A 21,551-nucleotide genomic window follows, 5' to 3' on the forward strand; every position below is an offset into this window, starting at 1 on the left:
AATAGCCGGTCCGGGGGCCGGGGTTCCGCCGGGCGCGGCGGTCCGGGAGGTACCGGCGTCCCACGATCGGGGGTACCGCCGCCGTGCGCGGTCGGCCCACCATGGTCTAGACCTCTGCGGTAACACCTTCGGCCGCCGCAGGAGTGGAGAGACCGTGATGAGGCTACGACGCCCCGTCGCCGTGTCGGCCGCGCTCACCGGCGCGGTCCTGGCGCTCAGCGCGGCAGTCGTCGCGCCCGCCCACGCGCACGGCTCGATGGGCAACCCGGCCAGCCGCGTCTACCGCTGCTTCACCGAAGGCCCGGAGAACCCGAAGTCGGCCGCGTGCAAGGCGGCGGTGGCGGTCGGGCAGAGCCGGCCGCTGTACGACTGGGACGAGGTGAACCAGCCCAACGCCGACGGGAACAGCCGGCAGATCATCCCGGACGGCAAGCTGTGCGGCGCGGGCCGGGACAAGTACCAGGGCCTCGACCTGCCGCGCGCCGACTGGCCGGCGACGAACCTGCCCGCGAGCGGCGCGTACACGTTCGCCTACAAGGCCACGGCCCGGCATCCCGGCACCTTCGAGCTCTACCTCACCAAGCCGGGCTACGACCCGACCAGGCCGCTGAAGTGGTCGGACCTGGACGACGTGCCCTTCCACCGGCAGAACAACCCGCCGGTCGCGGGCGGCGCGTACCAGCTCGGCGCGACGATCCCGGCCGGCCGCACCGGGCGGCACCTGGTCTACTCGATCTGGCAGCGCCACCACCCGGACAGCGGCGAGGCGTTCTACACCTGCTCGGACGTGATCCTCGGCTGATTCGACGGTACCGGCCTTCGGTGTCCACAGTGGACCCGGGACGGGATTCTTCGGTGGGACCGCAGCGACTTTTCCCCTCGTGCCGCGCATCGTCGTAGCTCAGGTGCAGTGGAGGCCGAGGAGGTACGACGGTGAGTTCGTCCAACCCAGCGCTCGACACCCCGTGGGAGACCCCGCCGGACGGCGACGACCTCGTGCGCGAGGCCGTGGAGTGGCACTTCGGACCGGAGACCGGATCGGCGTTCTGGTTGGAGCGGGCCCGGACGCTCGGGTTCGAGCCTCGGCGGGACGTGCGCACGGTCGAGGACCTGGCGCTGTTCGACAACGTCGTGGACGAGCTGCGGGCCGCCCGGCTGGAGGACCTGGTGCCGCGCGGCTACGCCCGGCTCGGGCACATCACCGAACGGCCGGAGGTGGGCGAGAGCGGCGGCACCACGGGCGAGCCCAAGCGGGTCTTCGTGCTGCCCGACGTGAAGCGGCAGAGCTGGCGCTGGTACTGGTCGCGGCTGGCCGAGCACGGCTTCCCGACCGGCGGGAACTGGCTGGGCGTGGTGCCCGCCGGGCCGCACATGGTCGGCTCGCTGGCCCGGGACACCGCGGCCCACTTCGGCGCGATCTACTTCACCGTCGACCTCGACCCGCGCTGGGCCAAGCGGTGCGGACCGGACCAGATGCGCGCGTACGTGGACCACCTGATCGAGCAGATCGAATGGCTGCTGCGCAGCCAGGACATCGGGCTGATGGCGATCACCCCGCCGCTGCTGGAGGCGATCTGCCGGCGCGAGGACCTGGTGAAGCTGATCGCGGACAAGGTCTCCACGATCACCTGGAGCGGCGCGTCGATGGACACCGACACCCGCGAGCTGCTGCGCTCCGAGGTGTTCCCGGGCATCGACCTGATCGGCATCTTCGGCAGCACGATGATCTTCTGCGGCATCCCGGAGCGGCCGGGCACGCCGGCGGGCACCCCCGCCGTGTTCGACCCGCCCTCGCCGTTCTCGCTGTTCTCCGTGGTGGACCCGGAGACGCGGCTCCCGGTGCCCTACGGCGAACGCGGGCAACTGGTCACCCACCACATCACCCGCAACCTGTTCCTGCCCAACAACCTGGAGCGCGACACCGCCGTCCGCCACGAGCACGGCCTGGGCTACCCGGGCGACGCCGTGTCGGAAGTACTGCCGGTGAAGAAGTTCGGCGACACCGCCGTCATCGAAGGGGTGTACTGACGTGCCCGCCCTGATGCCGCTGGACGCCCTGGGCCCCCGAGGGCCGTACCGGACGCAGAACACCGAGCGGGTGGACGACGTCTCCGGGCGGCCGGTCGCCGAGCTGAGCCTGGTGCCGCCGCTGTACGTGCACCGGACGATGGCGGCGCTGCGCCGGGCGGAACCGCTGCCGCCGGGCAGGCTGCGGGCGGTGCTCGCCGAGGCCGGCGAGCTGTTCGCGGACGGCGTGGTGGACGGCGTGTCCGCCGAGGCGTACTGCCGGACCGTGGCGCGGGTGTCCGGGCTGCCGATCCCGGTGGTGCGCTCGGCCGCCGCGCAGCTCGGCGCGCACGCCGCCGGCGCGGCCGACACCGCCGGCCTGGCCCGCCCGGTGGGCGCGGTGGCGGACTGGCGCGACGAGACGACCCGGAAGGGGTCGGGGGTCTGGGTGCGCCGGGGCGAGGTGCTCGCGGTGAACGCGCCCGCCAACACGCCGTCGGTGCACGCCGCGTGGCTGGACGCGGTGGCGTTCGGCTACCGGGTGGCGATCCGGCCCTCCCGCCGCGAGCCGTTCACGCCGCACCGGCTGGTGTCGGCGCTGCGCGCGGCCGGGCTGGGCGACGACCGGCTGGTGCTGCTGCCCGGCGAGCACCGCACCGCCGACGTGATGATCTCCGACGCGGACCTGGCGGTCGCGTTCGGCGGGGACGATGTAGTACGCGGGTACGGGACCGGTGTGCTGTCCCAAGGTCCCGGTCGGTCCAAGGTCCTGCTCACCGCCGACGCCGACCGGACCTCGTTCCTGGACACCGTGGTGGAGTCCGTCGCCGGCCAGGCCGGCACCGGCTGCGTCAACGCCACCGCCGTGTTCGTGGAGGGTGACCCGGGCCCGGTCGCGGAGCGGATCGCCGCGCGGCTGGCCGAGCTGCCGGTGCTGCCGCCGGAGGACGACCGGGCGGCGCTGCCGGTGCGGCCGGTCGCCGAGGCCAAGGCGCTCGACGACTTCCTGCGCGACCGCGCGGACGGGGCGAAGTGCCTGCTCGGCCAGCACGGGATCGTCGCCGAGCTCGGCGACGGGTCGGCCGTGCTGACCCCGGCGGTGCACCTGCTGGACCGGGCCGACGCACCCCAGACGCGGGTCGAGCTGGGCTTCCCGTGCGTGTGGGTCGCGCCCTGGAGCCGCGCGGTCGGCATCGCGCCGCTGCGGGACACCCTGGTGCTCACCGCGTTCACCGACGACGAGGGCCTGCTCGACGGCCTGCTCCGCGAACCGACCATCGCGAACGTGCACGTGGGCGCGTACCCGACCAACTGGAAGCGCCCCGGCCTGCCGCACGACGGGTACCTCGGGGAATTCCTCATGCGGGGCAAGACCTTCGTACGGTGAGTCCTACACCGCGCGCGCTACTCCCGTTGTCGTCCCGGCTTGTGCGGTGGTAGTCGTCGAAGGGTGTTGTTCGGGCGCGCGGCGGAGCTGCGGACAGTGGCGCGGTGGTTGTCGGAGATCGCCGGGCACCGGGGGTCGGTGCTCGGCGTCGTGGGGGAGATGGGGGCCGGGAAGACGGCGGTGAGCCGGTTCGCCGCGGCCACCGCCGAGCGGCGCGGGTTCCGCGTGCTGCACGCGGGCGGCAGCCCGTACGAGTCGACGGCGGCCGGTCAGCTCGTGCGCCGGCTGTGCGGCGCGGCGGACCGGGAGGAGCTGCACCGGCGGGTGCTGGCCGAGTCCCGGTCGACCCCGGTCCTGGTGGTCGTGGACGACCTGCACTGGAGCGACCCGGAGTCGTTGACCGCGCTGGCGTTCCTGGCCCGCCGGGTCGCGGGCCTGCCGGTCGGCCTGCTGGTCTGCCGGTTGCCCGGCGGGGCGGCGGGCGACCCGGTGCTGCTCGCCGAGCTGTTCCGCGACCTGCCCGCGCCCGCGCGGGTCGAGCTGGGCGCGCTGGCCGACGCCGCCGCCGACGAGGTGATCACCGCGACGCTGCCCGCCGCGCCGCCGGCCGTGCGCGCCGACCTGCGGCGGTGGACCGGCAACAACCCCAACCTGCTCGGCGAGGTGCTCTCCGTGCTGGTCCGGTGGGGCGAGCGGCTGCCGGAGGTGTCGGACGCGGTGCCGGCCGGGGTGTCGGCGTGGTTGCTGCGGCAGCTCGGCGCGGACCTGCCGGTGGCGCGGGCGCTGGCGGTGCTGCCCGCCGACCCCGACCCGGAGGCGCTCGCGGCCCTCGCCGAACTGCCGGTGTTCGCGGTGGGCCTGGCGCTGGGCCGGCTGGTCGGGCTGGGCCTGGTGCGGCCGGGCCGGCCCGCGTTCCGGCAGCCCGTGGTGCGCGCCGCGCTGCTGGACGCGATGCCGCCGGCCGAGCGGGTGCGCCTGGTGCTGGCCGGTGCGGGCGCGCTGCGCCGGGCGGGCGCGGACGGCCGCGACCTGGTGGCCTACCTGCTGGCGAGCCGGGTGGCCGACCACCCGGCGGTGGGGGAGCCGCTGGTCCGGGTGGTGCGGTCGGCCCGGCCGGCGGACCGCGCCGGGCTGCTGCGCACCCTGCTGGCGCACCGGCTGTCCGCGCCGGCCAGGGCGGAGTTCCTGCGGCTGCTGGCCGCCGAGGAGCTCGACCGCAGCCCGACCGCCGCGCTGGCCCGGCTGGACGAGGCCGCGCGGCTGGCCGGGGACCGGCGGTCGTTCGCCTTCGAGCGCGCGCGGGCGCTGCACCGGCTGGACCGGGGCGGCGAGGCCGCGCGGGTCCTCCAGGCCGAGCCGTGGTCGGAGCGGCGCGACGCGCTGCTGGCGGTGCTGGTCGCGGAGGACCCGGAACTGGCGGTGGCGGGCGGGTTCCCCCTCCGCCCCGCGCGGTCGGCCGGGACGCCGGCCGGGTGGGCGGTCCGGGCGGCGGCGGTGGGGGACGTGCCGCCGTGCGACCAGGGCCCGCTGCGGTCCGCGCTGGTGTGCGCGCAACGCGTGGAGGAACTCCTCGCGGCGGCCCGCCTGGACGACGCCGCCACGACCGTCACCGCCGCCCTGGCCCTGCTGTCGGCGGTGGCCGGGCGGGACCGCCGGACGGTGTTCGTCGCCGCCCTGCCGCCGTTGGTGGACGCGCTGGTCGAGCGCAACGGGTTCGACACCGCGACCCGGCTGCTGGCGTCCTCGGGCCTGGCCGGCGCGCTGCCCGCGCGCCTGCACCACGTGGCGCTGCTGGCCAGTCGCGGCCGGCTGCGGCACGCCTCGGGCGACGTGCGGGGCGCGGTCGCGGACCTGCTGCGCTGCGGGCGGCAGGTGGCGCGGTGGGGCGAGCGGGCCCCGCACCGGCCGCCGTGGCGGGTGTTCGCGGTCCCGGCGCTGCTGGACGCGGGCCGCCGGACGGCCGCGCGGGCGCTGGCCGAGGCCGAGCTCGCGCAGGCCCGCGACCCGGCGGACCGCGCGCGCGGGCTGCGCCTGCTGGGGCAGGCGCTCGGCGGCGTCGAGGGCGTCCGGCTGCTGGCCGAGGCGACCAGCGGGGGTGTCGCGGGCCTGGAGGGGATCACGGCGCTGGGCGAGCACGGCCGCCTGCTGGCCCGGGTCGGCCGCGTGCGGGCCGCGCGGGCGCGGTTGAAGGACGCCTGCCTGCTCGCGGAGAAAGCGGGCGCGTGGCGGTTGCGGGACCTGTTCGCGGCGGAGTTGCGGGAATCGGGCGGGCGGGTTCGCGGGACGGTGTCCGGTCCCGGCGCGCTCACCGCCGGGGAGCGCCGCGCGGCGCGCTTGGCGGCGGCCGGGCGGACGAATCGGGAAATAGCCGAACAACTGTTCGTCACCCGACGTGCGGTGGAAATGCATCTGACCCAGGTGTACCGGAAGCTCGGTATCGCCGGGCGGCGCGAACTGGCCGGCGCGTCCCTGGATTCGGATAGTCGCGGCAGGGCCGAAGGGATGCCCCCGTACGTCGAAAGTACGTGATCCGGCGGAACACCTGAACCCACTTCAACTTCCGCCCTCCCTCGATCCAGCGGAGTGCGGCACCCCGTTCGGCGGCAACGCCGCAGTTCTGCGGAGATGGCGTCGCGCCACTCCGACCACCCGCCCGGAGTGGTCCGGTGAGGGTCTCTCAACTGCGGTTTCCGCGCCGGTCCCGGCACCCGCCGGCGTTCCCGGGCAATTGCGCTGAATGACTCGGGTCGTACCCGGCTGCGGTCCCGTCTGCCGCGGGGTGCTCCCCGGTCCCGCCCGCACTCCGTTGTCACAGGTATTCCGTCACGCCAGGACGATCGTTTCATCACAGCCGACCTGCGGTAATCATCACGCTTCCCTTCTCAAACGTCACTGCGGGCCCTACGCTGTGGAAAGGTCACGTCACCCGGTCGTTTCACCGGGTGGTGTCGCGAGTGGCGACTCTGAGGGGGGCGACCGGCCGTGTTCTCCATTCACGCCGAACTTCTGGTACCGGGGCGCGGCGCACCCGTGCCCGACGCCGCGGTCCACCTGGACGGCGCGACCATCACCTACGCGGGACCGGCGGCCGACGCGCCGCACACCCCGGCGGAGGTGGTGCGGGTGCGGGTGCCGGTGGTGATGCCCGGCCTGTGGGACTGCCACACGCACTTCTCCGGGCTGCGCGGCCCGGTCAGCACCGAGCGGCTGATGCTCACCCCCGCCGAGGTGGCCGTGGCCCGCTCGGTGAAGGACGCGGAAACCGCGCTGGCCGCCGGGTTCACCAGCGTCCGCGAACTCGGCGGGTACGGCGTGCACCTGGCCCGGGTCATCGACGAGGGCACCGTGGAAGGGCCGACCGTCTACGGCGCGGGCCGGATCATCAGCCCGACCGGCGGGCACTCCGACGCGCACGGCCTGCCGTACGCGTGGGTCACCGACCCGGAGCGCCGCGACGGGATGCTGGAGGTGGCCGACGGCGTGCCGGAGTGCCTGCGCGCGGTGCGCAAGCAACTCCGGCTCGGCGCGCGGGTGATCAAGCTGTGCACCTCCGGCGGCGTCCTGAGCGAACTGGACCATCCGCTGCACCAGCAGTTCGGCCCGGAGGAGCTGCGGGCCATGGTGGAGGAGGCGGGCCGGGCCGAACGGGTGGTCGCGGCGCACTGCCACGGCAAGCGCGGGATCATGGCGGCGCTGGAGGCCGGGTGCCGCACGATCGAGCACGGTACGGAGCTCGACGACGAGTCCGCACAGGCGATGAAGGAGACCGGCGCGGTCCTGGTGGCCACCCGCACCATCTACGAGGCGATCCTGTCCCGCCGGGACGCGGTGCCGCCGGGTTCCCTGCGCAAGCTGGACGCCTTGCAGGACCGGCACCTCACCGCGATCGCCACGGCCCGCGAGGCGGGCGTGACCATCGCGGCGGGCACCGACCTGGGCACCAGCTCGCCCGGGTCGCCCTTCGCCTGGGGGCGCAACGGTGCCGAGTTCGGGCACCTGGTCGCCGCCGGGTTCACCCCGGCCGAGGCGATCGAGGCGGGCACCGCGAACGCACCGCTCACCCTCGGCCCGCAGGGACCCCGGTCCGGGCTGCTCGCCGAGGGCTTCGACGCCGACGTGATCGCGCTGTCGGCCAGTCCGCTGGACGACATCGACGTACTGACTCGTCCCACCGCAGTGACGCACGTCTGGAAATCCGGACGACTCGTCAAACAACCTGTCGCGAAAGGGTGAGTCCACGCGTGGACTTCGAACCGAAGAACGGTTTCGCACCAACGGAGCACATGGACGAGGAAGGGGTGAGGGCCGCGATCGACGCCATCGACAAGGTGCTGGCGGGGCTCCAGGAACTCGGCGACTTCGCCCGCCGCACCCGGGAGGGGCTGCTCGCCGCGGGCCGCCCGCCCCGGCCCGTCTACGCGATCCGGGACCGCTCGGCGTGGCCGCGCCGGCGACCGGAGGAGCAGCCGCGCGCCGATCCCGGCGCGGCCGAGCCGGACCGCCTGCGGCTGACCCGCCGGCAGCAGCAGGTGCTGGATCTGCTGACCGAGGGCTCCTCCAACCGCCGCATCGCCCGGATGCTGCACATCACCGAGCAGACGGTGAAGGCGCACCTGCACATCGTCTACGACAAGCTGGGGGCGGCCGACCGGACCGAGGCCGTGGTGATCGCGATGCACCGCGGCCTGGTCGCGGGCGGCCCCCGTCAGGTGCCCGGCAGGGCCGCGGCGAGCTCCGCGAGCAGTGAGCCGCGGGCGGTCTCCGGGTAGGAGTGGTTGCCGGGGAACAGCTTCCGGCGGTAGCGGCCCGTGGTGTGCCGCTGCCACTCGTCGAGTTCCGCTGGGGTGACATCGGGATCGTCGAGGCCGCCGTAGGCGTCGACCGGGCAGTCGAGCGGGGGTCGCTCGACGTACCGGTAGGTCTCGGAGATGGTGAAGTCGGCGCGCAGCGCCGGCAGCAGGGCACGCAGGAACCCGGGGCTGTCCAGGACGGCCCGCGGTATCCCGCCGGTCTCCGCCAGGCGGGCGACGAACCGCTCCCGGGGCAGGTCGTGGATCACCGGCTCGCGCAGCGGCAGGTGCGGTGCCCGGTGTGCGGAGACGAACAACCGCACCGGGCCCCGTGCCAGCCGCGACGCCGCCTCGTAGGCCAGGACCGCGCCGAGGCTGTGCCCGAACAGGGCGTACGGACCGCCGGTGTCGATCACCGGCAGCACGTCGGCCAGCGCCGCCGCCAGCGTGGCGACCGGCCGGTCGCGCAACCGCCGCCCCCGGCCGGGGAGCTGCACCGGGCACACCTCGACGTGCTCGGGCAGCTCCGCCGACCAGGGCGCGAACGACCGGGCGTCGCCGCCCGCGTGCGCGAAGCAGTACAGCCGGACCTTCCCGGGCGACGCGCTCACAGCGCGCCGCCGATGCTGCGCAGCAGGATGTTGGTGGTCCCCTCGTAGATCTTGCCCGCCTTGGCGTCGCGGTAGAACCGCTCCACCGGGTACTCGCGGGTGTACCCGTTGCCGCCCAACACCTCCACGGCGGCCGACGCGGCCCGCTCGGCGACCTGCGAGGCGAACAGCTTCGCCATCGCGGACTGCCGCAGCCGCTCGGCGATGTCCGCGCCCGCCGCCACGACCCGGGTCACCTCGTAGAGCAGCGCCCGCGCGGCGGCGACCTCGGTGGCGACCTCCGCGAGGGTGAACTGGACGCCCTGGTAGCCGCCGATCACCTTGCCGAACTGCTCGCGCCGGCGGCTGTAGGCCACGGCTTCGTCCAGCGCGCCCCGGGCGAGCCCGACGAGCTGCGCGGCGATCCCGACCCGGCCGATGTCCAGCGCCGCGATCGCGACGCCCTCGCCGTTGCCGATCCCGCCCACGCAGTCCTGCCGGCGCACCGGCACCCCGGACAGCACCAGGTCCGCCGTGGACGCCGCCCGCACGCCCAGTTGCTCGGCGTGCCGCTCGACCCGCAGCCCCGGCGACTCCCGGTCGACCAGGAACGCCGAGATGCCCTGCCCGCCGGTCCGCGCGAAGACCAGGAACAGGTCGGCCTGGCCGGCGTTGCTGGTCCACCGCTTGCGCCCGGTGAGCAGGAAACCCGCGTCGGTGGGCTCGGCGACGGTGGACAGCGCGAACGCGTCGCTGCCCGCGTGCGGCTCGGACAGCGCGAACGCCCCGATCCGCCGGGTCGCGAGCTGCGGCAGGTAGCGCCGCTGCTGGTCGGCGTCGGCCTGCCGCAGCAGGGCCGCGACGATCAGCGCGTTGTGCACGTCCACCGCCACCGCGACGCCCGAGTCGACCCGGGCGACCTCCTCGATGGTCGAGATCACCTGCGTCAGCGACGCGCCCCGCCCGCCGTAGCGGGTGGGCGCTTCCAGCGCCATCAGCCCGGCGGAGAACAGCTCGGCGCGCAGCCCGGGGTCCAGCGCCGCCTCCCGGTCCATCCGGTCCGACAGCGGCGCGATGCGGTCCCGGGCGAAGTCGCGGACGTGCGCCCGCCACGCGTCGTCGGTCCACGTCGTGGTCGGTTCGGTCAGCACGCGCGCTCCCGCTCCACCAGGCGGGCCAGCTCGCCCACGGTCGGCGACACGTAGAGCTCGCGCAGCGGCACCGACACGTCCCACCGCGAGCGCAGGATCGTCATCAGCCGCAGCACGTGGCCGGAGTGCAGGCCCAGCCCGGCGAACTCCTCGTGCACGCCGACGTCGGGCAGCGACACCAGCCCGGCCACGATCCCGCTCAGCTCCCGTTCCAGCTCCGTGCGGGGCTCGTCGCCCGAACCGGCCGGCAGGCCCAGTTCGGGCAGGGCGCGCACGTCGACCTTGCCGCCCGCCGTGGTGGGCAGCCGGGTCAGCCAGCCGAGCGCGGTGGGCACCATGTGCTCGGGCAGGTGCCGCGCGGCGTAGGCGCGGACCTCCTCCTCCGGCACGGGTTCGCCCGACGGCACGGCGTGGCACAGGATGCGCGCGGAGCCCGCGCCGTCCGGGCGGGTGGTGGCCACCACCGCGGCGACCGCCGGGTGCGTCCGCAGCACCGCTTCGACCTCGCCCAGCTCCACCCGGTGGCCCCGGACCTTGACCTGGGCGTCGTCCCGGCCGCCGAAGTGCAGCGTGCCGTCCGGCAGCGCCCACGCCACGTCACCGGTGTGGTAGACGCGCTCGCCGGTGCCGGCCTCGACGCCGAACCGGCTCGCGGTCAGCTCCTCCCGGTCGTGGTACCCGAGCGCCACCGCCTCACCGGCCACGGACAGCCTGCCGCGCCCGCCGGGCGGCACCGGGCGGCCCCGGTCGTCGAGCAGGTACGCGCGCTGGTTGGGCAGCGCCCGGCCGATCGGCAGCGGCGCGTCGGCGCGCAGGTCCGGTTCGGTGATCCGGTGCCACGTCGACACCACGGCCGCCTCGGTCACCCCGTACAGGTTGTGCACCTGCGGGTGGTCCGCGCCGTGCCGGGCGAACCACGGCCGCACCGTCGCCGCGTGCAGCCGGTCGCCGCCGATGAACACGTGCCGCAGCGCCGGCACCTCGCCCGACGCGGCGGTGAAGCTCTCGAACAGGAGCGGCGTCTGGCTGCTCACGGTGACCGACTCGGCCGCGACCAGGCCCGCGTAGGCGTCCGGCGACAGCACGGTGAGCCGCGGCACCACGACCAGCCGGCCGCCGTTGCCCAGCGCGCCCCAGATCTCCCAGACCGAGTAGTCGAAGGAGAAGGAGTGGCTGAACGTCCACACGTCCCCGTCGTCGAACCCGAACAGGTCACGGCCCGCCGCGAGCAGGCTCTGCACGTTGCGGTGGGTCACCACGACGGCCTTGGGCCGGCCCGTGGAACCCGAGGTGTAGAGCACGTAGGCCGGGTCGTCCGGCGAGACCTCGGGCAGCGGCGTGCCCGCCGGCGTCAGCAGTTCGCCGTCCAGCACCAGTTCCGGCCCGGCGAACCCGGAGGCCGTGGCGGTGACCACGGCGGTGACCGCCGCGTCGGCGATCATCCCGGCCCGCCGCCGCGCGGGCAGTGCCGGGTCCAGCGGCACGTACGCCGCACCGGCCCGGAACACCCCGATCATCGCCGCCACCAGCGTGTCCGAGCGCTCCAGCGACAACCCGACCCGGTCGCCCGGCGCGACGCCCAGCGCCACCAGGCGCTCGGCGATCGCGGTGGCGTGGTCGTCCACCTGCCGGTAGGTCAGCCGCCGGTCGCCGAACACGGTCGCCACGGCCCGTGGCGCACGGGCCGCCCACGCGGCGAAGGTGGCGTGCAGCGGCGACGCCTGCGCCACCGACGGCCGCTCGGCCGCGCCGGGCAGCGGGACGGCCTCCTCCGGCGCGGGGAACAGCTCGCCGATGGTCAGCTCCGGCGAGGTCGCCAACCCCGCGAGCACCGCGCGCAACTGGTCGCAGAACCGGGCGGCGGCGTCGGGGGAGAACCGGCTCTGGTCGTAGATCACCCGCAGCGGCATCCCGTCGCCCGGCATGATCACCATCGTGATCGGGTAGTGCGGGCGGCCGTCGTAGTTCATCCCGGTGAGCTTCATGCCGGTCTCGGCCAGCGCGAAGTCCGGCATCGGCATGTTCTCGTAGGACACGCTGCTCTCCAGCAGCGGCACGTCCAGCGGGAGCTTGAGCACCCGTTGCACCTCGAACAGCGGCACGGTGGTGTGGTCGCGGACCGCCGCGATGTGCACCTGGAGGTCGCGCAGCCACGGCACCGCCGCCCGGGTGGGCTCCAGCCGCTCGCGCACCGGCATGGTCGCGATCAGCGGTCCCAGGATCGTCTCGCTGCCGGGCAGTTCCGCCGGCCGGTGGGCCATGGTGAACCCGCACGCCACGTCGGTGGTGCCGTAGTGGTGGGCCAGCACGATCAACCACGCGCCCTGCACCACGGTGTTGAGGGTGAGCTGGTGGGTGCGCGCGAGCTCGCGCACGCCCGGTTCCAGGTCGCTGAGGTCCAGCTCCACGAACCCGTGGGTGGGCCGGCCGCGCTCGGTCTCCGCGCCGCCCAGCCGCAGCGGCTCGGGCGGGACGAAGCCGTCGAGCTCCTCGCGCCAGAACTCGACCGCGTCCCGCCCGTCCTGGCCCGCCCACCACGCCACGTAGTCCCGGTAGGGGCGCATCGGGCGGCCGGGCAGGCCGACGCCCAGGCACTCGTCCCGGTAGTGGTCGATGAACTCGGTCACCGCCAGCCCGAACGACCAGCCGTCCATCAGCAGGTGCGAGAGCCGCCAGACGAACAGCCACGTCCCGGGTCCGCTCCGGATGACCGTGATCCGCATCAGCGGGGCCCGGTCCAGCGGGAAGCCCTCGACGCGTTCCCGGTCCAGCCACGCGGTCAGCTCCCGCCGCTGCTCCTCGACCGGGGTGTCCTGCCAGTCCAGCACCTCCAGCGGCATCCGCGCGTCGCGGTGCACCACCTGGATCGGGTTGCCCTCGGCGCGCCAGTGGAACGAGGTGCGCAGGATCGGGTGCCGGTCGACCACCCGCTGCCAGGCCCGGCCGAACTCGTCGACGTGCAACGTCCCGTCGAAGGTCAGCACGAGCTGCTCGATGTAGACGCCCGCGTCGGCGCGCGCCATCTGCTCGAACAGCAGGCCCTGCTGGATCGGGGTGAGTTCGTAGACGTCTTCGATGTCGTGGTTGGCGCTCACGCCTGTCGCTCCTCGAAAGTGGACAGCAGGGCGGTCAGCTCGTCCGGTCCGATGTCGGCGAGCGGGAAGTCGGACGGTTCGTAGTGCGTCGTCCCGGTCCGGGCGCAGTGCTCGGCCACGGTCCGCGCGGCGTCCGCGAACGCCCCGGCGACCCCGGCCACCTCGGGCGCGCCCCGGTGCCGCCAGGTCAGGTGCAGCGCGCCGGCCGCGACGACGCCGGCGACCTCGGCGACGGTCTCGGCGCTCGCGGTCGTGCTGTGGGGCCCGTCCGCTTCCGCGCCGTCGTGGTCGGCCAGTTCGCGCAGCACGATCCGGGGGCCGTCGCCGGGCGGCGTGCCCTGCCGGATCCGCCGCTTGACGGTCGGCACCACCTCCGCCGGGTCCCCGCCGGTCACGTCCACCGCGACCAGCCCGGTGAACCGCCCGACCGTGCCGTCCAACGTGGACGGACGCGCGGAGCGCTCGGCGACCAGCGCCGGTCCGCCCACCCGGTGCAGCGCCAGGGCGAGCGCGGCGGCCACCGCCTCGCCGAGCCCCAGCCGGTAGCCGCCGAACGCCGCGTCGCGCAACGCCGAGGTCTCCTCGGCGGTCAACGAGGTCCGCAGCTCCCCGGTCAGCTCGGAGACCTCTTCGACCTCCGAGACCTCCTCGCCGGCGCGGTCGTCCGAGCCGGCGTGGTCGTCCGCCCAGGCCAGGAACGAGCCCGGCTGCGTCGCCCAGGTGACCGAGCCGGTCTCCGCGAGCGCGCGGCGGGCGTGCTCAAAGTCGCCGCGCAGCACCGGCCACGAGCCGTCGTCCGCCGCCACCGAGGCCACCAGGAACACCAGGTGGTCACCGTCGTCGGTGTGCAGCAGCGCCACCTTCGCGGCCGGCCCGGTGGCCGGGTCGGTCTCGGCCGCGATCTCCTCCACGATCTCGGCGACCGCCGTCGCGGGCAGCCCGGCCAGGTCCAGCTCGGTGAACAGGCCCTCGTCCGGCACGCCGCCGTCGAACTGGCCGGGGGAGCCGTCCGGCAGCACGCCCAGCCGCAGCCGCAGCGCGTCGTGCCGGCGCAGCAGCTCGCGCACCGCCCGCTCGGCCACCGCCGGGTCGGTCCCGCCCGCGCCGAGCACCTGCCGGGTGACCCGCCGCCCGGCCGCGAGCAGCGCCTGGTGCGCGGTGAGCGGGATCGCCGCCGCGTCCGCCCGCTGGTCGGCGGCCTGGTCCAGGCGGCGGGCCAGGTCCTGGAAGTGGTCGCTCTCGAACAGGTCCTGCGGGCTGATCCGCAGGCCCTCGGCGGCGGCCCGGCTGACGAACCGGATGCCCATGATCGAGTCGCCGCCCAGGGCGAAGAAGTTGTCCAGCCCGCCCGCCGTCTCCACGCCGAGGATCTCGCGGGCCAGCGCCAGCAGCGCCACCGCCGTCTCGCCCGCCGGCTCCTCGTCGTCGGCCTGCCCGGCCCGGTCCGGCGCGGGCAGCGCCGCCCGGTCCACCTTCCCGTTGCCGCTCAACGGGAACGCGTCGAGCAGCACGAAGTCCGCGGGCACCAGGTAGTGCGGCACCACGTCGGTCAGGTGGGCGCGGACCGCGTCCGGCAGCGCCGCCGGGTCGGTGCCCTCGGCGGGCACCACGTAGGCGACCAGCCGCTGCTGGGTCCGCTCGCCCACGGCGGTGGCCACCACCGCCTGCACGGCGGGGTGCGCGCCGATCGCGTGCTCCACCTCGCCGAGCTCCACCCGGAACCCGCCGATCTTGACCTGGAAGTCCTCCCGGCCGAGGAACTCGATCGACCCGTCGGGCAGGTACCGGCCCAGGTCCCCGGTCAGGTAGAGCCGGTCCCCGGTCACCGGGTGGCGCACGAACGAGGCGGCGGTGCGCTCCTCGTCGTTCCAGTAGCACGCGGCCAGTCCGGCACCGCCGATGAACAGCCGGCCCGTGGTCCACACCGGGGCGGGTTCCATCCGGTCGTTGAGCACGTGGAAGGTCTGGTTGCGCAGCGGGAACCCGTAGGGGATGGACGTCCACTCCGGCGGCACCTCGCCGACCGGGTACGCGATCGACCACACCGCCGCCTCGGTCGCGCCGCCCAGGCTGACCACGGACAGCTCCGGGACCAGCGCGCGGGCGCGGTCGGGCAGCCGGACCGGGATCCAGTCGCCGCTGAGCATCGCCAGCCGCAGCGGCACCGCGCCGCCCTCGCCCTCCAGGTACGTGACGAGCATCTCCAGCAGGGCGGGCACCGAGTTCCACACGGTGACGCCGTGCGCGCGCACCAGGTCGGCCCAGTGGGCCGGGTCGCGCCGCGCGGAGGCGTCCGGCAGCACCAGGGCCGCGCCCGCGCCGAGGATGCCGAACACGTCGAACACCGACAGGTCGAAGCTCAGCGACGACAGCCCGAGCACCTTGTCCCGGGCGGTGATGCCGAACCGCTCCTCGACGTCCGCCAGCGTGTTGAGCGCGGCGGTGTGGGTGACCGCGACGCCCTTGGGCGTGCCGGTCGACCCGGAGGTGTAGATGACGTAGGCGACCTGGTCCGGCGACGCCGGGCAGGTCCACCCCGGAGCGGGCGTCCAGTCGTCGGACTCCCGCACCACCACCCTGGCCACGTCGTCGGGCCACACGTGGTCGTCGTCCGCGCCGAGCACCAGGCACTCCACCCCCGCGTGCTCGACCAGCCAGCGCCGCCGCTGCTCGGGCAGCTCGGGGTCGATCGGCACGTAGACGCAGCCCGCGGCGGACGTGCCCACCACGGCCACGACCTGCCGCCAGCTCTTGGCGAGCCCGACGCCGACCACCGCGCCCGCGCCGAAACCCCGGTCGGTCAGCGCCCGCGCGACCTCGACCGCCCGCCCGGACAGCTCCGCGTGGGTCAGCACCCGGTCCGCCGTGACGACCGCCGGCCGGGTCGCCGACGCCGGGTCCGCCCCGGCCGCCAGCACCCGGTCGGTGAGCAGGCCGGCGGGCAGCGGGCCACCGGTGTCGTTGGCCCGCGCGCGGGCGGTCGACTGGGCCGGCGGCAGCGCGGCCAGCGGCGCGCCCCCCCACCCGGCCGGCTCGGTCAGGCTCGCCAGCAGCTCCTGGTAGGCGTCGAAGACGTCGCCCATCAGGCCGTCCGGGAACAACCCGTCGACGGCGTGCCACGCCAGCTCCAGCCGGCCCTCCAGCTCCAGCACGAAGTGGTCGATGCTGACCTGCGGGGTCTGCGAGATGAACCCGGCCCGCTCGCCCAGCCACGCCACCGGCGAGGCCAGCGCCGCCGCGTCGGTCTCGGTCGGCAGGGCGCTGGTGAACACGATCGGCATCACGCCGCCCGTGGTGTCCCGGCGCAGCCGGTTGAGCTCGCGCAGGATCCGCACCCCGCTGACGTAGCGGTGCTCGAAGTCCGCCCAGCTCCGCGCCTGGACCTGGGTGACCAGCTCGCCGAACGTCCGCACCGCCCTGAGGTCCACCTCCAGCAGCTCGAACGAGGCGAACTCGCCGACCATGTCGTCGACCGCGCCGTGGAACGGCAGCCGGTTGACGGCGGTGAAGTTCAACGTGAAGTGCTGGCTGCGGCTCCACCGGCCGATCGCGGCGGCGTACGCGGCGAGCAGCACGCTCGACGGGGTCACGCCGTGCTCGCCCGCCCGCTCCCGGATCGCCGCCCACACCTCGGTGGACAGCACGCCGTGCTTGCGCACGAACGTCGGCCGGGCCAGCTCGCCGGGCGCGACCACGGTCGGCAGCTCCGGCGCGGGCGGCAGGTCCCGGACCCGCTGCTGCCAGTACCGCAGCGACCGCTCGTACAGGTCGGTCTCCCGCAACGACTCCTCGGCCAGCACGTAGTCCCGGAACGACACCTCGTCCGGTTCGGCGGACCGCGCCGGGTCGGTGTAGAAGTCCCGCCACGCGGGCAGCACCTGGTAGAAGAAGCTCGCCACGTCCGCGCACAGCAGGTCGAAGCTGATGTGCGTGCGGATCGTGTCGTCGTCCAGCCGGGAGACCCGGACCTCCCACAGCGGCCAGGTGTCGGCGGACCGGACCTCGGTCGACATCCGGTCGGACACCTCGGCCAGCCGCGCCCGCGCCTCCTCCGGTGCCAGGCCGCGCAGGTCCAGTTCGGCCAGCCGGTAGTCGGGCACCGTCGCGAGCACCCGCTGGCGGCCGTCGGGCAGCACCACGATCCGCAGCATCTCGTGCTTGCGGACCACCTGCCGCCACGCCCGTTCGAGCCGGCGCGGGTCGAGGGTGGTGCTGTCGAACTCCAGGTACACGTGCGGCGCGACGCCGCCCATGTCGAAGCTGCCCAGCCGGCCGATCCACTGCGCCTGCTGCATCTCGTTGAGCGGGAACGGCTCGTGCCGGCGCGCCGGTTCGGCGACCAGCTCGGGCAGGTCCGGCGCGATCTCGTCGGGTGTCGCGGTGGCCAGCAGCCCGGCCAGGCCCGCGACGGTCGGCCGGGCCAGTAGCTGGCTCGGGGTCGCGGTCCGGCCGATCCTGGTGCGCAGCCGGTTGAGGATCTGGGTGGCCAGCAGCGAGTGGCCGCCCAGCTCGAAGAAGTTGTCGTGCACGCCGATCCGGGCGATGCCGAAGAACTCCGACCACAGCCCGGCGATCGCGGTCTCCAGCTCGTCGCGCGGCGCGGTGTAGCTCGACATCAGGTGGTCGGGCCGGGTCTCGGCCTCGTCCGCGGGCTGCTCGGCGACCTCGACGGACAGCGCCGCGGCGGACGTGCCGCGCGGCTCGATCCAGTGCCTGCGGTGCTGGAACGGGTAGCCGGGCAGCGGCACCCGGCCCGCGACCGGCTGCGACCGCGCCCAGTCGACCTCGACCCCGGCCAGCCACAGCCCGGACAGCGCGGACAGCAGCACGTCGACGTCGGAGCCCTCCTGGTCGGGCCGCCGCATCCCGGTCAGCACCGGCACCCGCGACGCCACGGCCTGGCGGGCCAGCGTGCCCAGGGTGTTGCCCGGACCGACCTCCAGCAGGACGCTCGGGCCGAGCTCGGCCACCGCGTCCCGGACCGCCGCGCCGAACCGCACCGGACGCCGCATGTGCGCGCCCCAGTACTCGGCGTCGGTGGCCTCGGACTCCAGCCAGCCGGTGGTCACCGTGGACCGGATGCGCCGGTCCGGGCGGCGCAGCGCCGCCCGCGCGACCTCGGCGGTGAACTCGGGCACGATCGGGTCGACCACCGCCGAGTGGAACGCGTGCGAGGTGTGCAGCGGTCGGGTGCCGACGTCCATCCCGGACAGCAGGACGCGCAGCGCGGCGAGCTCGTCGTCCGGGCCGGAGACCACGCACAGGCCGGGCGCGTTGACCGCCGCGACCGACAACCCCCCGGACAGCAGACCGGACACCCGGTCCTCGGCGGCGGCCACCGACAGCATCCCGCCCGGCGGCAGCTCCTGCATCAGCCGGCCCCGCGTGCCGACCAGCCGCAGCACGTCGGGCAGCTCCAGCACCCCCGCGAGGGTGGCCGCGACGAACTCGCCCAGGCTGTGCCCGACCATCGCGTCCGGCTCGACGCCCCAGCTCGCGAGCTGCCGCGCCAGCGCGTACTCGGTGACGAACAGCGCCGGCTGCGCCAGCCCGGTCCGCGCCAGCCGGGCCGCCGCCTCCGGGTCCTCGGCGTCCGCCGCGTACAGCGCGTCCCGCAGGTCCAGGCCGAGCAGCGGCGCGAGCAGGTCGGCGCACCGGTCCACCTCGGCCCGGAACACCTCCTCGTGCTCGTAGAGCCCGCGCCCCATGCCCGGGTACTGGGTGCCCTGCCCGGGGAACAGGAAGACCACCCTGGGCGGTGCGAGCGGCGCGGCCGAGCCCGCCACCCGCGTCGGGTCGCCGCCGCGCAGCAGGTCGACCGCCGTGGCGCTGTCCGCCGCGACCAGCGCCCGGCGGAACCGCAGCGGCCCCCGGCCCCGGCGCAGCGTCGCGGCCACGCCGCCGAACCCGTCGGGGGAGTCGGCCAGGAAGTCCGCCAGCCGCTCGCCGGCCTGGTCCAGCGCCTTGGGCGACTTCGCGGACAGCACCACGACCTGCGGGCGCGCCGGACCGGCCGGCTCGGCGGGCGCGGTGGGTGCCTCCTCCAGGATCGCGTGCGCGTTCGTGCCGCCGATGCCGAACGAGCTGACCCCGATCCGGCGCGGGTGGGTGCCGTTCGCCCAGTGCGCGGCCTCGGTGTTGACGAAGAACGGCGTCCGCGCGAAGTCGATCTTCGGGTTGGGGTTGCGGAAGTGCGGGTCCGGGGTGAGCTCGCGGTGCTTGAGCTGGAGCACGGCCTTGATCAGGCTCGCGATGCCGGCGGCGGACTCCAGGTGGCCGATGTTGGCCTTGACCGAGCCCAGCGCGCAGTACCCGGTGGCGTCGGAGTGCCGACTCATCGCCCGGGTCAGGGCGGTGATCTCGATCGGGTCGCCGACCTGGGTGCCGGTGCCGTGCGCCTCCAGCGCGGTGATCGTCCCGGCGTCCACGCCCGCCGCGTCCAGCGCGAGGGTGATCAGCCGCTCCTGCCCGGCGACGCTGGGCGCGGTGTAGCCGACCTTGTCCGAGCCGTCGTTGTTCACCGCCGTGCCCCGGATGACCGCGTGCACGGTGTCGCCGTCGGCCAGCGCGTCCTCCAGCCGGCGCAGCACGACCACGCCGACGCCGTTGCCGAACACCGTGCCGCGCGCGTCCGCGTCGAACGGGCGGCACACCCCGTCCGGCGAGTAGATCAGGCCCTCCTCGAACAGGTAACCCACCCGGTGCGGCACCCGCACGCACACCCCGCCCGCGATGGCCGTGCCGCAGTCGCCCGCCAGCAGGGCGCGCGCCGCCTGGTGCACGGCGACCAGCGAACTGGAGCACGCCGTCTGCACGGTCACCGCCGGCCCGGTCAGCCCGAGCAGGAACGCCGTGCGGCTGGCCAGGTAGTCCTTGTCGTTGTGGATCTGGAGCTCGAACATCGACGGGCTGGTCACCACGCGGTTGCCGCCCAGCAGGTTCGACATCAGGTACGCCGACATGCCCGCGCCCGCGAACACGCCGACGTCGGAGTCCGTGCCGGGCCCCCGCCCGGCGTCCTCCAGCGCGTGCCACGCGGTCTCCAGGAACAGCCGCTGCTGCGGGTCCAGGAGAGCGGCCTCCCGGTTGGACAGGTTGAAGAACCCCGCGTCGAACTGGTCGATCCCGTCCAGCACGGCCGCCGCGCGCACGTACTCGGGCCGGCGGAACAGCTCGGTCGGCACGCCCTCGGCGAGCAGGTCCTCGTCCGACACGTCGGCGATCGAGACGACGCCCGCGCGCAGGTTGCGCCAGTACTCGTCGACGGAGCCCGCGCCGGGGAACCGGCCGGACATGCCGACCACGGCGATGTTCCCGGTGTGGGTGGAAATGCGGACGGTCACGGCCGGGCCTCCCGGAGGGCGGACGGGGACAGGCGGGAGATGTCGTGGGCGGTGCGGCCGTCCACGGCGAGGTCCACGCAGATCTGACCGAGCAGGGGCACGAACTTGAAGCCCCAGCCCGCGCTGTAGACGACGATGTGCTCCCCGTGCGGCACCAGGTGGCCGACGGGGCCGAGGTGGAACTGACGCCCGGGGTCGCCGGGCAGCGCGGCCAGGCACGCGGAGGTGTGCACCGGCGTCGGGTCGAGCGCCGGCACGTGCCGCGCGACCCACTCGCCGACCCGCCCGACGTGCCGGGGGTCGGGCAGGCCGGTGGCGCGGTCGGCGTGGTCGAGGGGGTTGACCTCGAACACCGTGCCCAGCCGCACCAGGTCGCCGGGCGACCACGGGTTGCGGCCGAAGCCGTAGAACAGGTTGGTGTCCTCGTCGGTCGGCTGCTGGAACACGAACCAGAACGGGAAGTCGGCCCGCTCGTCCCGGCGGCGCAACGACACCAGCGGCATCTCGTAGAGCTTGACGTCCAGCTCCGCGCCCAGCGGGCCGAGCAGGTCGTTGGTGTGCCCGCCGGCGGCCAGCACGACCTTGGCCGCGCGGTACTCCTGCCGCCCGGTGCGCACGGTCACGCCGTCCGCGTCCGGTTCCAGCGCCAGAACCCGTTCGCCGGAGCGGAATTCGCACCCCGCCCGCTGGCCCAGCCCGTACAGGGCGGCGATGGTGCCGCGCACGTCGATCGTGCCGCCGTCGGGCTGCATGAACCCCTCGTAGTGGTCGGGCAGCGCGGTGAACCCGTAGCGGCGCTCGATCTCCCGCGCCCCCAACCACTCGTAGCCGACGTCCAGCTTGTCCATCACCCGGGCGGTGTCGGCGATCCGGCCCTCGTTGGTGTCCACGTCGACGTCGCCGAACCACAGGCTGCCGATGTGGTGGATCAGGGTGCGCTCGGCGAGGTGCTCCAGCCGGTGCCACAGCGGCCGGGCCGCGAGCGTGAGCCGGAAGAGGTCCTCCTGCGTGTACTGGAGCCGCCAGTGCCGCTCCGCGCCGCTCGTGCCGCCGCGCTCGTCGAAGAAGCCGTACCGGTCCAGCACCAGGGTCCGGTGGCCGCGCTCGGCGGCCTGCCACCCCGTCGCCAGGCCGACCGGACCGCCGCCGACCACCACGACGTCGTAGTTCTGCACGGTGTTCTGCACG

At 74.9% G+C, this 21,551-nt stretch carries 11 protein-coding genes; 6 read left to right on the plus strand and 5 right to left on the minus strand.

Annotated features, from left to right (window positions below; all coding sequences use genetic code 11):
* Positions 1-157 precede the first annotated feature (157 nt).
* From AB0G01_RS29745 to AB0G01_RS29770, 6 genes are all read left to right on the plus strand, one after another.
* Positions 158-802, plus strand: coding sequence for a lytic polysaccharide monooxygenase (locus AB0G01_RS29745; protein WP_360952175.1), 645 nt, complete (start codon positions 158-160; stop codon positions 800-802).
* 131 nt (positions 803-933) lie between these two features.
* Positions 934-2,028 (plus strand): phenazine antibiotic biosynthesis protein, encoded by a 1,095-nt coding sequence (locus tag AB0G01_RS29750; RefSeq protein ID WP_360952178.1) that lies wholly within the window; start codon positions 934-936, stop codon positions 2,026-2,028.
* 1 nt (position 2,029) lies between these two features.
* Positions 2,030-3,394 (plus strand): aldehyde dehydrogenase family protein, encoded by a 1,365-nt coding sequence (locus AB0G01_RS29755; RefSeq protein ID WP_360952181.1) that lies wholly within the window; start codon positions 2,030-2,032, stop codon positions 3,392-3,394.
* A gap of 63 nt (positions 3,395-3,457) precedes the next feature.
* Positions 3,458-5,923 (plus strand): AAA family ATPase, encoded by a 2,466-nt coding sequence (locus AB0G01_RS29760; RefSeq protein WP_360952184.1) that lies wholly within the window; start codon positions 3,458-3,460, stop codon positions 5,921-5,923.
* Positions 5,924-6,424: 501 nt separating this feature from the next.
* Positions 6,425-7,627, plus strand: a complete 1,203-nt coding sequence (locus tag AB0G01_RS29765) for an amidohydrolase family protein (RefSeq protein ID WP_360952187.1) — start codon at positions 6,425-6,427, stop codon at positions 7,625-7,627.
* An 8-nt stretch (positions 7,628-7,635) separates the two neighbouring features.
* Positions 7,636-8,163 (plus strand): response regulator transcription factor, encoded by a 528-nt coding sequence (locus AB0G01_RS29770; protein ID WP_360952190.1) that lies wholly within the window; start codon positions 7,636-7,638, stop codon positions 8,161-8,163.
* Here the strand turns inward: AB0G01_RS29770 and AB0G01_RS29775 are convergent.
* From AB0G01_RS29775 to AB0G01_RS29795, 5 genes are read right to left on the minus strand one after another with little or no spacing between them, the layout of a single operon-like run.
* Positions 8,100-8,795 carry an alpha/beta fold hydrolase gene (locus AB0G01_RS29775; protein WP_360952193.1) on the minus strand — a complete coding sequence of 232 codons (696 nt, stop codon included), beginning with the start codon at positions 8,793-8,795 and terminating at the stop codon, positions 8,100-8,102. The genes AB0G01_RS29770 and AB0G01_RS29775 overlap by 64 nt on opposite strands.
* Entirely contained in the window at positions 8,792-9,925 is a 1,134-nt protein-coding gene (locus tag AB0G01_RS29780) for an acyl-CoA dehydrogenase family protein (protein WP_360952196.1), read from the minus strand. The genes AB0G01_RS29775 and AB0G01_RS29780 overlap by 4 nt, the downstream gene beginning before the upstream one ends.
* Positions 9,919-13,020 (minus strand): amino acid adenylation domain-containing protein, encoded by a 3,102-nt coding sequence (locus AB0G01_RS29785; protein ID WP_360952199.1) that lies wholly within the window; start codon positions 13,018-13,020, stop codon positions 9,919-9,921. The genes AB0G01_RS29780 and AB0G01_RS29785 overlap by 7 nt, the downstream gene beginning before the upstream one ends.
* Positions 13,017-20,363: an amino acid adenylation domain-containing protein gene (locus tag AB0G01_RS29790; RefSeq protein ID WP_360952202.1), complete on the minus strand. Its 7,347-nt coding sequence runs from the start codon at positions 20,361-20,363 to the stop codon at positions 13,017-13,019. The genes AB0G01_RS29785 and AB0G01_RS29790 overlap by 4 nt, the downstream gene beginning before the upstream one ends.
* Positions 20,360-21,550 carry an FAD-dependent oxidoreductase gene (locus AB0G01_RS29795; protein ID WP_360952205.1) on the minus strand — a complete coding sequence of 397 codons (1,191 nt, stop codon included), beginning with the start codon at positions 21,548-21,550 and terminating at the stop codon, positions 20,360-20,362. Before AB0G01_RS29795 ends, AB0G01_RS29790 begins: the two co-directional genes overlap by 4 nt.
* Position 21,551: the final 1 nt, after the last annotated feature.

Origin of the sequence: Actinosynnema sp. NPDC023587 (assembly GCF_040640215.1) — a bacterium.
In the GTDB taxonomy this organism is placed as follows: Bacteria; Actinomycetota; Actinomycetes; order Mycobacteriales; family Pseudonocardiaceae; genus Actinosynnema.

Excerpts from the sequence above, each read along its gene's own strand:
- AB0G01_RS29745 (WP_360952175.1), top strand. The coding sequence starts at position 158 with ATGAGGCTACGACGCCCCGTCGCCGTGTCGGCCGCGCTCACCGGCGCG.